Origin of the sequence: Pseudomonas kulmbachensis (assembly GCF_963681935.1) — a bacterium.
Lineage (GTDB): Bacteria > Pseudomonadota > Gammaproteobacteria > Pseudomonadales > Pseudomonadaceae > Aquipseudomonas > Aquipseudomonas kulmbachensis.
The window spans coordinates 1405832-1422098 of record NZ_OY817088.1; the positions used below are offsets into that span (position 1 = coordinate 1405832).

Annotated in this window: 8 protein-coding genes and 6 tRNA genes; 12 read left to right on the top strand and 2 right to left on the bottom strand. The window is 54.8% G+C overall.

Features of this window, described 5'->3' with window-relative positions:
• Positions 1-109: 109 nt before the first annotated feature.
• Positions 110-868, bottom strand: a complete 759-nt coding sequence (locus U5A05_RS06555) for a hypothetical protein (protein WP_261741324.1) — start codon at positions 866-868, stop codon at positions 110-112.
• 330 nt (positions 869-1198) lie between these two features.
• Here U5A05_RS06555 and U5A05_RS06560 point away from each other — a divergent pair.
• The 11 genes from U5A05_RS06560 to U5A05_RS06610 all read left to right on the top strand — a co-directional run bounded on the left by U5A05_RS06560 (position 1199) and on the right by U5A05_RS06610 (position 14529).
• Positions 1199-1274, top strand: a tRNA-Glu gene (locus U5A05_RS06560).
• 2 nt (positions 1275-1276) lie between these two features.
• Positions 1277-1352, top strand: a tRNA-Gly gene (locus U5A05_RS06565).
• A gap of 101 nt (positions 1353-1453) precedes the next feature.
• A tRNA-Glu gene (locus U5A05_RS06570) sits at positions 1454-1529 on the top strand.
• Positions 1530-1531: 2 nt separating this feature from the next.
• Positions 1532-1607 (top strand) — tRNA-Gly (locus U5A05_RS06575).
• 101 nt (positions 1608-1708) lie between these two features.
• Positions 1709-1784, top strand: a tRNA-Glu gene (locus U5A05_RS06580).
• A gap of 5 nt (positions 1785-1789) precedes the next feature.
• Positions 1790-1865, top strand: a tRNA-Gly gene (locus U5A05_RS06585).
• A gap of 245 nt (positions 1866-2110) precedes the next feature.
• Positions 2111-3133, top strand: coding sequence for an ABC transporter substrate-binding protein (locus U5A05_RS06590; protein ID WP_321835969.1), 1023 nt, complete (start codon positions 2111-2113; stop codon positions 3131-3133).
• A gap of 21 nt (positions 3134-3154) precedes the next feature.
• Positions 3155-4006, top strand: coding sequence for an ABC transporter permease (locus U5A05_RS06595; protein ID WP_321835970.1), 852 nt, complete (start codon positions 3155-3157; stop codon positions 4004-4006).
• Entirely contained in the window at positions 4003-4833 is an 831-nt protein-coding gene (locus U5A05_RS06600) for a quaternary amine ABC transporter ATP-binding protein (protein ID WP_321835971.1), read from the top strand. The genes U5A05_RS06595 and U5A05_RS06600 overlap by 4 nt, the downstream gene beginning before the upstream one ends.
• Positions 4834-4954: 121 nt before the next feature.
• Positions 4955-9622 carry a dermonecrotic toxin domain-containing protein gene (locus tag U5A05_RS06605; protein ID WP_321835972.1) on the top strand — a complete coding sequence of 1556 codons (4668 nt, stop codon included), beginning with the start codon at positions 4955-4957 and terminating at the stop codon, positions 9620-9622.
• Positions 9623-9744: 122 nt separating this feature from the next.
• The gene (locus U5A05_RS06610; protein ID WP_321835973.1) at positions 9745-14529 is read left to right on the top strand and encodes a dermonecrotic toxin domain-containing protein; all 4785 of its coding nucleotides are present in this window, start codon (positions 9745-9747) and stop codon (positions 14527-14529) included.
• Here U5A05_RS06610 and U5A05_RS06615 read toward each other — a convergent pair.
• A complete protein-coding gene (locus U5A05_RS06615; protein ID WP_321835974.1) occupies positions 14526-15152 on the bottom strand; it encodes an alanyl-tRNA editing protein in 627 nt (208 codons plus the stop codon). The two genes, U5A05_RS06610 and U5A05_RS06615, sit on opposite strands and share 4 nt — an antisense overlap.
• Before the next feature lie 87 nt (positions 15153-15239).
• Between U5A05_RS06615 and U5A05_RS06620 the strand changes: the two genes are divergently transcribed.
• Complete coding sequence (locus U5A05_RS06620; protein WP_321835975.1) at positions 15240-16184, top strand: LysR family transcriptional regulator; 945 nt, start codon at positions 15240-15242, stop codon at positions 16182-16184.
• Positions 16185-16267: the final 83 nt, after the last annotated feature.

Consider the following 16267-nt stretch of genomic DNA (forward strand, 5'->3'; position numbering starts at 1 on the left):
GCCCCTCTGACCTGTCCTGGGTCGAGCATCGAATTCCTTGGCCCTACTGCACGCAATGATCTGCGTGATTTCGCGTGGGCCAGTGTTTCGTAGCAGCTGCACATATGCCTCAGTCGTAGATGGACTTTTTCTTCCAGTCAGCATCGGTGTCGTCTGTTTTCAGGCCTTCGGTCAATTCGTTGACTTCTTCCGTAGTCGGCTCAAGAGTGCTCAGCACCTGTGCGTTGGCGCGTGCCAGTTGCGCTTCGAAATCCTTTATCTGAGCGTTGTACATGGCGGGTACCGGCTGTTTGCGCAAGTACTGCACGGCGCGCTCAAAGGCCAAGCGTGCTTGTGCTGGCTGGTCCTTCTGCAGGGCGATTTTGCCCAGATTGTTAAAAAATTCGATATGCACAACGACCAGCAGGTGGCGGATCTCCTTGATCCACTGTTTGGCTTCGTTGGTCGGTAAATACCCATCCTTGGCCGCCCGGGTAATCTGACCGTGCAGGGTCTCAAGCAAAAAGCGCACGTCCTTGGCTTTGGCTTCAGTCAGGATAGGATTCGGCGGGTTGTTGACAGGTATCGACTCGCCTTTGGCAATCAGCCCATTGAGTTCGGTTACCTGGGCTTTTAGCGCCGCGCTGGATTTTTGCAGGAGCAGCAGGCGCTGTGTCGCATTGAGCTCAAGGCGTGTCAGCAGCAGCTTGAGGCCAGGTGACATCAGTTGCCCGGGAAAGGTCTCGTTGACCTCGCTGCAGCGACGTATACGGTCGTTGAACTCGACCTTGAGGCGAGCTTTTTCCAGTTTGTTGTTTTCCACAACATGGTTCATGTAGACGATAGCGATCAATAGTGCGATCCCGACGACGACAAGCAGGGCGATCATGGAAGGCGTCAACGTTAAAACCTCTTCTGGGTGTGGATGCGCTGTCTCGGTGAGATCTGCCAGCCTGACTATATAGAGGCTTAGGATCGATGTGCAGCAAACTGCCATCACTGAGGCCCGGCAATCATAGCGCCTTGTAGGGTGTCGGAATATAGGCGCCAGGAGCTTGGCTTGCGCCTATGTACGAAAATGCCTTAATAGTCGGGAAGTCATTGATTTCAATATATTTTCATATTGGGGTTGACGACCTTCCAATCCATCCCTAGAATGCGCGCCAATTGCAGCGTAAAGCGAACAGCCAAACGCATGTAACCAGTGAAGTTGTAGCGTGTCCCCTTCGTCTAGTGGCCTAGGACACCGCCCTTTCACGGCGGTAACAGGGGTTCGAGTCCCCTAGGGGACGCCATTGCGGGAATAGCTCAGTTGGTAGAGCACGACCTTGCCAAGGTCGGGGTCGCGAGTTCGAGTCTCGTTTCCCGCTCCATTTTTAAGCAGCTTTGCTCTCGGGCGAAGTTGAGTGAAAGCCAAGACATCAGCTTTTGTTGATGATCTGGCACTGAAACGTACTTGTATGTTTCGGGCAACGTCCCCTTCGTCTAGTGGCCTAGGACACCGCCCTTTCACGGCGGTAACAGGGGTTCGAGTCCCCTAGGGGACGCCATTGCGGGAATAGCTCAGTTGGTAGAGCACGACCTTGCCAAGGTCGGGGTCGCGAGTTCGAGTCTCGTTTCCCGCTCCATTTTTAAGCAGCTTTGCTCTCGGGCGAAGTTGAGTGAAAGCCAAGACATCAGCTTTTGTTGGTGATCTGGCACTGAAACGTACTTGTATGTTTCGGGCAACGTCCCCTTCGTCTAGTGGCCTAGGACACCGCCCTTTCACGGCGGTAACAGGGGTTCGAGTCCCCTAGGGGACGCCATTATTGCGGGAATAGCTCAGTTGGTAGAGCACGACCTTGCCAAGGTCGGGGTCGCGAGTTCGAGTCTCGTTTCCCGCTCCAAATTTTGTTTTTTGGAGCTACGCAGTTTCAAAAAACACACAGAAAGCAGCCTTAGGGCTGCTTTTTGCGTTTCTGCGTTTCTATTTTCCAGCGAGCATCCGTTCGGTGTGCTCTGAATCGCTATCTGAATTTCAGCGGCTACGCTACAGGTGTGGCGGGGATTCATTTGCCCGACTGTTGAGTGCGCGCAAGGAAATGCTACTTGCTTAATCACGCCTCTTGGGCGGATCAACAAGAGAATCTGTATGAACAATGTGAAGAAGTGGCTCGGCGGGCCGCTATTGGCGTTTTTGCTTCTCACGCAGCCGGTGCTGGCCGACAACTCGGCAGCGCCGGTTCACTTCGGTGACATTACCTGGGAGAGCGGCAGCCTGATTACTGAAGTGCTGCGCCTGATCACCGAAAAAGGCTACGGCGTTGCAACCGACACCTTGCCCGGCAGCACCGTGAGCCTGGAGGCCGCCCTGGCCAAAAATGACATTCAAGTCATTGGCGAAGAGTGGGCCGGGCGCAGCCCCGTGTGGATCAAGGCTGAAGCCGAGGGCAAGGTTTTCGGTTTGGGAGACATCGTCAAGAACGCCAGTGAAGGCTGGTGGGTGCCCGAATATGTGATCAAGGGCGACCCGGAAAAAGGCATCAAGGCGTTGGCCCCGGACTTGAAGTCGGTAAATGATTTGGCCCGCTACAAAGAAGTGTTTCGCGATCAGGAAGACCCGACTCGTGGTCGCTTCCTCAATAGCCCTACCGGTTGGACCTCCGAAACTGTGAACAGCCAGAAGCTCAAGGCTTACGGGCTGGACAAGGATTTCGTCAACTTCCGCACCGGATCAGGCGCGGCGCTGGATGCCGAAGTCAGCTCCTCGATTCGTCGTGGCAAGCCGGTGTTGTTCTACTACTGGTCACCGACCCCGCTGATCGGGCGCTACAAATTGATCAAGCTCGAAGAACCAGCCTTTGACGCCGAAGCCTGGAAGACCCTGGCTGACGTCAACAACCCCAACCCCAAGGGCACGCGCTCATTACCGGCAAAGCTGGCGATTGGCGTATCAGCACCTTTCAAAGCCCAATACCCGCAATTGGTCGAGTTTTATCAAAAGGTCGATTTCCCTATTGAGTTGCTCAACACGACCCTGGCCCAGATGAGCGAGAAACGCACCGAGCCGCGTAAGGCCGCCGAAGCCTTTTTGCGCGAACAACCGCAAATCTGGCATGCCTGGGTGACCCCGCAAGCGGCTGAAAAAGTCGATGCAGCGCTCAAGTCCAACTAACCCATTGAACACGAGCACGGCATGTTTCCTGACAATCTGACGTTTTCCATCGCTGGATGGGTCAATGACGGGGTCGATGCGCTGGTCAGCAACTACGGCGATGTGTTCCGGCACATCTCCGAAACGCTGCTGTGGGCCATCATCAATCTCGAGCATCTGCTACGCATAACGCCCTGGTGGCTGGTGCTGGCCATCGTTGGCGCGATTACCTGGCATGCCACGCGTAAAATTCTCGGCACGCTGTTGATTGTCGGTCTGCTGTTTCTGGTGGGCGCGGTTGGTCTGTGGGACAAGTTGATGCAAACCCTGGCGCTGATGATGGTGGCCACGGTTATTTCGGTATTGCTGGGGATCCCTCTGGGAATCCTGGCGGCACGTAGCAACCGCCTGCGTTCTGTATTGATACCGCTGCTGGATATCATGCAGACCATGCCCAGCTTCGTATACCTGATTCCGGTGCTGATGCTGTTTGGTCTGGGCAAGGTTCCGGCAATCTTCGCCACGGTGATTTATGCCGTACCGCCGCTGATCCGTCTGACCGATCTGGGCTTGCGTCAGGTTGACCGTGAAGTGATGGAGGCGATCAACGCCTTTGGGGCCAACCCTTGGCAGCAGTTGTTTGGCGTGCAATTGCCATTGGCCATGCCCAGCATCATGGCCGGTATCAACCAGACCACCATGATGGCATTGTCGATGGTAGTGATCGCTTCGATGATCGGTGCCCGAGGCCTGGGCGAGGATGTGCTGGTGGGCATTCAAACCCTCAATGTTGGCAAAGGGCTGGAAGCCGGATTGGCTATCGTCATTCTGGCAGTGGTCATTGACCGTATAACCCAAGCGTATGGCCGACCTCGGCATGGAGGCCAACAATGAGTGAAGTGGCGATCAACAAGATCGAAGTACGTAACGTGTTCAAGGTGTTCGGCAACCGCGAGAAGGAGGTGCTGGCACTGATCCGGGATGGCAAGAGCAAGGATGAGGTGTTGGCCAGAACCGGCTGTGTGATTGGTATCAACGATCTGTCGCTGTCGATTCGCGCCGGTGAAGTGTTTGTCATCATGGGCCTGTCCGGTTCGGGGAAATCCACGCTGGTCAGGCATTTGAACCGTTTGATCGACCCTACCAGCGGCCAGATTCTGGTGGATGGAGAGAATATTCTTGAGTACGACATGCCTGCCTTGCGCCATTTTCGGCGACACAAAATCAGCATGGTGTTTCAAAATTTCGGCCTGCTACCCCATCGCAACGTCTTGGAAAACGTCGCTTATGGCCTCAAGGTGCGGGGCGAAACCCAGGTCCGGTGCGATGAGCGGGCGCGACACTGGGTGTCGGTTGTAGGGCTACAAGGCTATGAACAGGCCTTTATTCACCAGCTGTCGGGTGGTATGCGCCAGCGCGTCGGGCTGGCGCGGGCACTAGCGACTGACACCGATATCATCCTGATGGATGAAGCCTTCAGTGCTCTTGACCCATTGATTAGGGCCGAGATGCAGGATCAATTGCTGGCGCTGCAACGCACGCTGCAAAAGACCATCGTTTTTATCACCCATGATCTGGACGAGGCGCTGCGCATCGGCAATCGCATCGCCATCCTCAAGGACGGGCAACTGGTTCAGGTGGGCACCGCACAGGACATTCTGCTGACGCCTGCCGATGACTATGTCGATCGTTTTGTTCAGCGTCGTCGCGTCAGCGCTTAGCGCCATATATCCGGCTACTACCTTGCAGGTCGCTGCATTGCGTTGAATCGCGAGATCAGGTTTGGCAGACACACTCGTTAAAAGCCAGGCCGCCTCTTGTGATTCAAACAATGGATTGGCCATGAAAACACTCTCTTCAACGCCTGACTTGATTGCCCGCTACTCGCTGCTGGGCAGTTTTGCCGAGCATGACTTTGCTCTACGCCCCACCTTTCAAGGCGTGATTGCCCAGCTCTTCAAGAGCCTGCTGCAAGATCAGTATCCGAACCTTGATACTGGCAGTGCGGTGCTCTGGATAGCCGAGCCGCTTGCGAACCAACCCCATGGTTTTCGGTTTATGGCACTGGCTGACGTGCTGATGCAAAGCTATATCGATGCCACACCCGTAAGCCTGATAAAGGGCTTTCATCGCTTGACCACTGACTTGACAGTGCTGGCCCCGCAGCCCTTGCCGGTTGATCTGGAGCAGGTGCAAAAACTGGTCAATGACTGCGCGCCGTTGGTGGTTGATGTCTATCAGCAGGCGTTGGCACAGTTCTGGAGCGAAGCCAATCCCCTGTCCATCAGCCCGTTTCAATGGTTGCAGGAGGTCCTGCAGGTGGGGCTGCACGTAACCATCCCATTGTTGGACTTGCCTAATGAACAGTCGGCAGCATTAGCCGTCGCAGCACATTTCCCCTATAAAACGGCCCGCTCGAAAATGGCCGAAGAAACCCCGTTGCATACCTGGCTGGTCAATATTCAGTGTGTCCAGGCAACGGAGACACTGAATTTCCAGTTGCCCGGAACGGTTTTGATTACACGGCAAATGTCAGATCGCCTGTTGATCCTCAGTTACTCGCTGAGCCGCGGAGTCGAGGTGTTTGACTCAATGCAGCAGTTTGCTGGCGTCTTGAGCCGACGCTTGCAAGGGACACTCATGGGGCCGTCATTTACCTGGTCGTTGCAAGAGCCGGACGGAAATCTCTTTACCAGCCTGGCACTGACGCTGCTGGATGAACAATTACGGCACTTGGCCCAGTTAGGGCAAACCGCTCAGGAGCAGCTCTGGAGTGTAGGGCGACTGGAACTAGCGCTGGATGCTGCGGGAGGAATGTTTGGGTTTTTCAGCCAGCAAGAGCGCTCCGAGTTCGAACGGGTGATGTCCAAACTACCGCTGTGGCTCCAGCAGGCTACGGGCCAGGAGCAATTGGCTTACAGCAAGCTGATGGCCGCTCAAGCGAACGGGCAAATGCAGAGCCGGGGCCAAACTTTTCTGGACGACATTGCATTATTGCCGCAATACGCCGTTCAGACGCTTGCCACGCGGATTCGGCGGGACCAGCCGCATTCAACGCTGGATGTATCGAAAGTCGAGATCCATGACGTGTCGATCGAAAACCTGCAATTGGGGTTACTGACGGAAGAGGTCATCCCACTGACTGAGTTTGCGCTGAAATACATCGGCGGCAAACCGGCGGGGCTGATGACCGTGAGTATTCAAGGGGGGCAGCCCGTACCTGTCTGGTTGACCTCGCGTTACGTAAAAGGCCTGCTGGAAGAGCTTGATATTGGCAGCCAGTACATCGCATTGCTCAAACGCCTGCTGATTGATGATCGGGTTGAATCGGCGCGGCGTCAGGTGTTGTACAAGCGCCAGTTGAGTACTCAATTACCCATGCTTGCGCTGGAAAAAAAGATCAGAGGGCAGGCTGGTTTCACGGATAACGGCTGGCAGATGCTTGATCACCTGCTCAATTTTGATCCGGCATCGTTATGCGTCAGGCCATTGGGTTTTCACGCCTACGAGGGGGCCGGGGTGGATTATGTCGCGAACATGTTTGTATTCGGATCGCGTGACATCCAGATTGGCCCCTTTGTGCTTTATCGACCCTTTGCCGCTGATGCGTTGCTGGAGTTCCCTACGTGGGCTGCATTGATGGCGGCCATCAAGCAGCCCGGTGAATTGCAAGAACTGGTGCTGGCCTGGCTTGATGATGAAGCGCGCGGTTTTTACGCCGATGGTGGTTTTGAACGGCCACACCTGGAAAGCGTAATTCTGGAAGGGGCTTTGGCGTTCTTACCGCGCAGTGCGGCCACCCTAAGTACTCAATACGTAGTAGGCGATATTTTCGAAGCACTGTTCCAGGCAAATGCCGAAGCCCTGATCACCCTGTCAGACAGGCAGACCGTGTCACGCTCAGAGCGTCGCTGGGTTTTGCTCAAGCGTTATGCATGGGATGTGTTTAACGGTTTGACGTTTTTTGTCAGCGGCCCCCTGCAAAAAGCTGCCTGGCTCTTTCAAACCCTGATCAGTCTTCACAGTGGCTTACAGGCCCGCATAGACGGTGATAAAGAAGCCGCGAGGCAAACAATCATTGATCTGTTGCTCAATATCAGTCTGACGTTACTGCATGAGGGGCTGCGATTTAAAGCCCAGGCCAATGATGGGTTGCGCCGCAAAGCTCCCATTGATGAGCCGATGTTCACCTTGAGCGAGGATGAAAAGCCCGCGACAGTAGCGGCCCCGGAAGCCGCTCCTCTGAGGCAGAGAAAGGTATCCGAGTTTGAGGACCTCGACCGTTTTTCAACGTTGGACTTCTCCTGGTTCGGGCCTTCGCTACAGCTGACCGATAGCCAGCGCATCCATCTGGAGACGTTTGTGGCGGACGTTGATCTGAGCCGCGAAACACCCATGCAAACGGGGCCCTTGAGAGGCGTGATCCAGCATCAGGGCAAGTCCTTTATACGGCTGGACGGCAAGGCCTACCGCGTCACTCGCCAGGCAGACAGTCTGGTGCTGCAGGATAATTTACAGCCGCAAAGGCTCGGGCCGCCTCTTAGGCAGGACGCCTCGGGACAGTGGGTCCTTGATCTGCGATTGGGGTTGCGTGGTGGCGGGCCGAAAAAGCGTATTCAAGCGTTGCGTGATGATAAAAACCTGAAGCTGGCGGCACTCTTCGAGGAGGAGTCGCGTTTACTGGCTGACCTTAAAAAGCGCGACTCGGTGCTGGTGCTCACCGAAGAACTGCTCAAAAACAATCCTGACCGGCAAGGGCCACTGCTTGAGCGTCTTGAAACCGAAATCGGCTTGTGGCGAAAAGGGATGCTGGAACTTATAAGGATCAACACCAAATGCAATAAAATATTTCCTGTTGCCGCCTATGAACAGCGAGTCCAGGAAACGTGGATACAGTTGGTGATGAAACTGTTCATGTTGCAGAATTTTCTGGAGGAAGCACTGCGGGCATTACCTGTTACCAATGACCGGCGCACCTATATCCCGGAACTGATTGAGCTGGTGGAGGATATAAAATCGGGATCGAGCGTCGCTTATGAGCAATGGGTGACGAAATTAAAAGATGCACAGCAGATTGAAGCACGGTTGTTTAAAAATTCGGTCTACGAAAGTGCGGCGATCACCGAAATCCTGAAACGACCTTTACCAAAAGACAGTGCGCTGAAGAGTATTAGCGATGTCTACCGGCGCCAGTACTTTGATCGTCACTGGGGAGCGGTGTATCTGGCAACTCTGAGTGAGTTGTTGATACGGCGTGATGCGACTGATCTGATGCCTGAAGAGCAGTTTGCCTTCGATATGTTTGGGCAAGGAACGCTGGCAGAAACTGCCTGGTCTCAGATACACATGCGCTTTTATGACGTCCTGTACAGCAATGAGCATCTGGATTTTTTTGACAATGCCATCCAGCAATACAACTCGGCCGAGGGGGTTTGCCGCAACTTGATGGAGCTGGGTTCAGAGCATTTTCGCAATGAGTATTTGATCGATACCATGAGCGTGATTCGGCATCTGCGAGATTTTGCAGAGTTCCAAATGGAATCACTGATTCGCGAGTCTGAAAGCTCGTCCTCGGAGCAGGATGAGCCTCGGCCAGGACCAAGTCGGTTGGCTGGCGCACCGAGCAGCACTGCCAGGTTGCCGAACCCGCGGCAGAAGATCATAAAAACCACGCGAAAACAGACGTTGGTCGGTATCAAGCGCGAACCGGTCTCTGATGCTGACAGCGAAATTGTCGATGTCAGCGAAGGTATTGATGGTCTGAATTTCCGCTCTTATCGCCAGGTCGAAAGCGGCGAATGGGAGGAGTTTGGCAGTACCCGGCCGCCGATCCTGCAGGTCTCTCACAGCAAAAACCTGGTTAAACTTGAAGCCGATGCGCGGATGTTGCTGGGGCGTTTCACCCGCGCGATTCTGGATAACCGGGAGAGCGCCGCCACCTCGAGAATCCCGGTGGAAATCGAGGAAATCCTGGTCTACAAGGCTGAGTCCATGGAGGACGTGGCCAATCAGATCGAGCAAATAGTCATGGCCACTCCAGTCGAGAGCGAGTCGTTGACCGATGAGCGCAGAACTGTGGTACTGGCGCTGAGTGCCGAGCTTAAGTCCAGCGCTGTACAGTTGCGTAACGAAGGCAGAAGCCTGCGTATTCAGATCATCAAGCGACTGCCGCCGACGGGGCCGAACGTCGAATATTTGCACACTCAAGGGGATGTCACGGTCTCCCGGGCAGGGCCGAGGCGGCATTTAGCCAAAGGCCAGCGCAAGGATTATCTCCAGGAGTACGCCATCAACGACAAGGACGGCAAGGCGTTATGGTTTGCCCACTTCCATTACGCAGAGTCGCAAACCCCTGCCGAAAACTTTGAAGTGGCGCATCTGAAAACGGCCGAGCAGCGTACCTGGAGTGAGCAAGGGCTCTACGCCAAAGCCAGGACCGCGCATGAATACATCCAGGTGTACCGCGCGAAGCTGGACAAGGCCCTGGCCCTACGGTTGTTTTTGTCTTAAGCCAAATATCCTGTTACCACCTTTGAAAAATGTTCATTGGATTTAATCACCGGCAAAGGTTTGGCCTGGGCGTTCAAGTTCGGGCCCGACCGCTCTGTGATGACTAACGCAATGGACAGCCCATGAACACACACTCGTCAACGCCCGACCTGATGCCGCGCGATCTTGGCATAAGCAGTTTTGCCGCCCGGACATTTGCGCCGCACCCCAGCTTTCAAGGCGTAATCGCTCAACTGTTCAAAGAGCAGTGGCTAGAGAAATACCCTTCCAGGGATGTGCACGTCGGCCAGCTCAAGCTGGTTGAACCCATCCCTTATCCGGATCTTTTCGAGACCGAATCTGCCAGCCTTTCCCCCCGTTTTCGATATATGCCCGTCGTGGATGTGATGATTCAGGGTTATATCGACGCACAGCCGGTTCGCCTGATACAGGGCGTCCACTATCTGGTCGCCGATGATGATGTCGAAGACCTGTACCTGCTGAGCGTGGACATGGCGCAAGTGCAGGTAATGATCAACGACTGTGCTGCGTTGTTGATTACAGCGTATCAACACGCACTGGCCCGGTATTGGAGCGAGAACAGTGCAGGCAACATCAGCCCGGTTGAGTGGTTGAAGCGGGCCTTGCAGGCGGGTGTGAGCAGCTTCGTACCCAATTCAGCTCGAGGTTCGGCACTCTCGAATGAACAGGCTGCTGCCCTGGCCGTGGTGGTTAGCTTTCCCGACAAGGCCGAGCGTCTACAAGTCAGCGCTGAAACCCCTTTGCATGCTTATCTGGTTGCTGTTGAAAGCACTCCAAACAACCTTTCCGGCTTTGTTCAACTGCCAGGCATGATGCTGGTGACGCGACAAATGACAGATCGATTGCTGATCTTGAGTTATTCGCAAGACAAAGGGGTTGAGCTGCACGACACCTTGCAGTCGTTCGGGGCTTCCTTGAGCCAGTATGTGCAAGGTGTGAGTGCAGGGGGCGTGTTTGACTGGAGCTTGTACGAGCCGGAAGGTCATTTTTTTACCGCCCTGGCTCTGAGCCTATTGGATAAAAAGCTTCAAGACATTGGCGTCACAGGCCCAAGAGCCCAGGCTGAACGCTGGAGCGTGGAGCGCTTGGTATTGACTCTCGATGATGCCTGTTCTGTATTCCCTTTTTTCAGCCCGGCGCAGCGGCTTTACTACGACCACATCATGTCCCGGTTGCCCTTGTGGTTGAAGCAAGCCAGCGCGTTGGACCTGTTGGCTTACAGCAAACTGATGATCAAGCAAGTCATCTGGCACTCGCGGACCAAAGGGCAAACGTTTCTGGAGGGCATTGTTGCGCTGCCTGTTTTTGCTGAGCAGTTGCTTGCGGCCCGTATCAAGGCGCAATACCCACAATCTGCAGTGGATGTAACGCAGATCACTGTCCAGGAAGTGATCATTGAAAACATTGCATTGGGGCAGGTTGCCCAAACAGCCATGCCTTTGACCGAGTTTGCATTGGCGTATATCGGTGGCAAACCTTCAGCGCTGATGAATGTTGCGGATCGGGAGAGTGAGGTTTTGCCGGGCTGGTTGAGCGTGGACTACGTCAAAAACCTGGTGGATGAACTGGATATTGGCACTCGTTACATCGAACTGCTCAAACAAAAGCTGATCGAGGACACCACCGAGTCAACCGGCCGATTGGCCCTGTATAAAACCCAGATGAGCATTCAATTGCCCATGCTCGCACTGGAGAAAAAGATCAAGGGCGAGTGCGGATTTACCGAGGCTGGTTGGCGAATGCTGCAGCGCATGCTTCGCCCGGACGCGCAGTTGTCCACCGGCAACAGCCACTTGTGTGTTCGGCCCTTGGGCATTTATGCCTATGAAGGTGCCAGTGTTGATTTTGTATCAACCATGTTTGTTTTCGGCTCCAGCACGATTGAGTCAGGCCCGTTCATTCTTTACATGCCTTTTGTCAGTGAGCCATTGCAAGAATTTCCCACATGGACGGCGCTGATGGCGGCCATCAAGCAGCCTGGTGAGTTGCAAACCCAGGTCCTGGCATGGCTCGACGATGCTGCACGTAGTTATTACATCGACGGTGGGTTTGAGCGCCCGCATCTGGAAGGCGTTTTGTTGGAAGGGTTCTTGCGTTTGTTGCCCCGTAGCCCGGCAATGCTGAGCAATCTGCATCTGGAGGGGGATTACCTTGAAGCGATGTTCAAGGACCATGCCGCAGCACTGGTCACCTTGACCGACAGGCATACGGTGTCAACCTCCGAGCGCCGCTGGAATCTTTTAAAGCAATGCGGATGGACAGTGTTTAATGGCCTGACGTTTTTCATTACGGGCCCCTGGCAACAGGCAGCGTGGATCTTTCAGACCTTGATGAGTCTGAAATCAGGCCTGCTGGAGCTTCAGCAAAGCGATAAGGAAGCCTTTACGCAAACGGTTATCGACGTGCTGTTTAACATCAGCCAAGCGTTGTTGCATGCACACCTGAATCTCAATGCCCGGGCCAATGATCAACGGCTCTTGAAAGCGCCTGTTGATGAACCGATGTTCTCGATTTTTGACGATCAAGTGCCAACGCCAGTCGAACCACCACGGGTCAAGGCACTGATTGCGCAAAAACTGCCTGAGAGCGATCCCGGCGCCGCACAACAACATTCGGCGCTGGACTTTGCATGGTTCAGTCCGGCTCAGGTATTGACGCAACGTCAGCGTGCAAGCCTGGATACCTTTGCGGTGGATATTGACTTGAGCCGTGGCCAAAAAATCGCAATTGGCCCGTTGCAAGGCCTTATCACATTTCAGGACAAGACCTACGTACAGCTGGATGGCAAAGCCTATCGGGTAACGCGGCTGGTCGAAGGGCTGGTGATTCAGGATGCCCAAGACCCGCAACGGTTCGGCCCGCGTTTGCGCAGTGATCAACCCGCTCAGTGGCACCTGGACTTGCGCCTGGGGCTGCGCGGTGGAAGCCCGCAAAAGCGGCTTGAGCAAGCCCGCGATGAGAAAGTCAAAATGTTGGATGACATTATGGTGCGGGCTGTGCAGTTCAAGCTTCAGGCTGTCCGGCTAGAGGTCCCATTGACGGTGACAGAAAATTTGCTGGATTCGGGCGGAGAACTGCGACCCGACTTTGTCACTCGTTATGAAGCAGACCTTGAGCCGTGGGCGACCAGCGTGCGGGAGAAGTTGGGCCTGTTGGCAAAACTCGATGAGGAGCTCTCGGTGCAGGGCGTTAGCCAACAAATACAGGATGGTTGGGCTCAGTTGGGTCGGCGCTATTTCAAATTGCACGATTACCTTGAAAAACAACTTAAAACGTTGCCGTTGGGAGGTTCAAGTACGACGTATTTCGCTGCTCGCACGAAAGCGCTTGACGCAGTCAAGGCGGGTGATAATGCAACCTACTTGCAGTGGATTGAAGAGATCAGGTTGAATGAAACGCTGGAAAAACGACTGTTCAAGCAAGCGGACAACCAACTTGAAGTTCTGAACAAGTTGCGCAAGGAGTCAATGCCCAGAGACAGTGAAATCTTGCGGTTACTGCGGTTGCCCATGCGTGATTTGTTTACCCGTAACTGGGTCGTACGTTATCTGGAAACCCTCAGCGAACTGGTGCTTAGAAAGGATTCCCCCGGTGTTACCGTTGAGGAGCAGCATGCGTTCAAAGTGATCAGTGATATTTCACTTGTCGATACTGCCTGGTCTCAAATCAGCCTGCGTCGGGAAGGTGAAAGTTATGCACCAGAGCACTTTTCCTTGCTTGAAAGCGCCATCAAAACCTATCGCAAAGTTGAAAGCATTTGCCTGAACCTGCAAACACTGCAGTCGGAGAATTTCAGAAATGAGTATCTGGCCGGGCTGGGTGAGGTGGTCACGTATTTGCGCAAATTTGCTGAAGTCCAATTGGCCATGGTGATTCGCGACTCTGAAAGCTCATCCTCAGAACTGGATGAACCGAGGCCGGGGCCCAGCCGGCTGATGAAGCCGGTGCGCAGTAAGGTCGCGGCTGGCAAGTCGCGGCAAAAGTTCTTCAAGACCACCGATAACACAACCTTGGTCGGAACCATACGAGAGCCTGCTGCAGGGGCCACTGACGAAATAGTCGATGTGGGTGAAGAGGCGGAGGGTGGCAGACGTCAGCCCTTGACCTCCTATCGCCGTCTTGAAAGGGGAGAGTGGGTGACGATCAGCGCCACCAAAACACCTCAACCGATCCCGGTATTGATCTCTCAAAGTAAAAATCTGTCGAGGTTGATGATCGACGGCAGGGCTTTGCTGGCGCGAGTGGATGGCGCGATCCTGGAGAACAGGGCGCGGGCAGTGGCCTCAAAAATACCGATCGAACTTGAAGAAATCATGGAGTTCAAGGCGCGTTCGCTGGAAGACATTGCTCAGAAAATTGATCAAGTGGTGGCCACCGACAGTGCGGAATTTACCGCGTTGGAGCAGGAGGACAAGACCGCAACGCCGACGTTGAGCCACGAACTCAAGGCCAGCGCCCTCCGTTTACGAGCGGAAGGACGAGCATTGCGGATCAGTCTGATTAAAAAACTGCCGCCCACCGGTACCGGTGTTGAATACCTCAAGGCTCAGGGGGAGGTGAGTATCGCGGCTGAAGGGCCACGTCAGCATCTGTTCAAGGGACCACGCAAGGACTACCTGCAAGAGTTCAGCATCAAGGATCGTGATGGCAGCCCATTATGGTTTGCTCATGTTCACTACAAGGCTCAGGGCTCTGCGGTGAATGATTTTGAGGTGGCGCATCTGAAATTTGCCGATCAGCGTTTTTTGAGTGAGAAGGCCCTGTATGCCAAGGCCCGGAACCCTGACGACTACATCGCGGTATATCGAGCGAACATGGACCGCGATTTGGTTAATCGGGTTTTCTTTGCCGTACTCAAGGACGTTCAGCCAAGAGAAAGCCCTTAATCGAGATGGTAGCGAACCGAGAGCACGCCTTTTTTCAGGGTCACGGACAGCACACTGACAGCCTGTAGTTCACCCAGCGAGCGCACATGGGTACCGCCGCACGGATACCCCGGCAAGTCGCCAAAGCTGATGGCCCTTTGCTGGGAGTCGAGGTTCAGCTGACGCGGCAAGTCTGCACTGATCCAGCGTTCAAGTTGTTGCTCGATGGCTAGCGCTTCCAACGGTTGAGCGTCATCGCCGGGGGTGAAGCTGACACGGCATTCGCCTGGCCAGTGATGTGCCTTGGTCGGCAGCCAACCGGCCTGTTCCCCCACCACACCAATCAAGTGCCCGGCGCTGTGCAGCCGAGCGTTGAGGTGGCGGCGGGGGGCGTCCACCTGCGCACGGGCCGGGCCAAGTGCTACGACCTGTTTGACGTAATGCACGATGGCGTCTTGCTCTTGCAGCACTTTGACCACTTCACTGTCACCGATATGGCCCAGGTCGCATTGCTGCCCTCCACCTTGAGGATGAAAAGGGGTGGCTTGCACGGTGACGGCAAATCCGTCTTCGTGGGGGGTGCAACTGATCACGTTGATATCGGCAATCAGTGCATCGTCGGTAAAAAACAGGCGTTGGGTCATTGCGGTTTCCTGGTCGGTTTCTTTTTTTAGTATAGAGTTGCGCCTCAATTGTGATAATCCGCCTAAATTTCAATGGACCTGTGCGCTGTGAGCATAAATCTACCTGTGTCGTTACTGGCCGAAATGGTGATGTTTGTGAAGGTGGTCGAGGCCGGTAGCTTCTCCGAAGTGGCGCGTCAGCTAGGGACTTCGCCCTCGGCGGTCAGTCGTAGTGTTTCCCGTCTGGAGAAAGCCCTGGCGATCCGTTTGCTACAACGCACCACGCGTAAATTACGCCTGAGCGATGAGGGTGAAGAGGTCTTCAAACGCTGCTGTGAGGTGGCGGGGGCTGCGCAGTCAGTGATGGACCTCAGTGGGCGTTTTACCCAGAGTGCCGAAGGCCTGATTCGGGTCAGCGTGCCCAAGGCGGTGGGGCGGTATGTGATTCACCCGCATATGCCCGAGTTTTTGCGGTGCTACCCAAAAGTCGATGTGCAATTGATTCTGGAAGACCGCTATGTCGACCTGATTGATGACAACGTTGACTTGAGTATTCGTATTACCGACCAGCCGCCACCAGGGCTGGTGGGGCGTCAGTTGTTCCCGATCGAGCATGTGCTGTGTGCCACGCCCTCTTACCTGGCAGAACACGGGGTGCCGACGCAGCCTGAAGACTTGCGTGGGCACAGCTGTATTTATCTGGGGGAAACACCAGCCGATGCGCGATGGAAATTCAAACAGGGCGCCAGAACGGTTACCGTTGGAGTGCGCGGGCGTTATGCGGCCAACCACACCGGGGTGCGACTGGATGCGGTATTGCAACACATAGGGATTGGAAGCTTGCCGTATTTCACGGCGCGCCAGGCGCTGGAACAAGGGCAGGTCGTGCAAGTGTTGCCCGAGTGGAGTTTTATTGCTTCCTACCACGGCGGAGCATGGTTGCTGCATGCCCCTTCGCGTTACCTGCCGCCAAAAATGCGGGTGTTTATCGATTTTCTGGTGGAGCGACTGGCGCAGGAACCAACCCTGGAAATTTGGCGTTCGCGGTTGTAGCCGCTGAGGAGCGCAGCCTTCGTGCCTCGGCAGCGGCTACAGGGCTTTCGAGTTTTGGCCGTAGCAAAAAAAAAGCCCGCCAG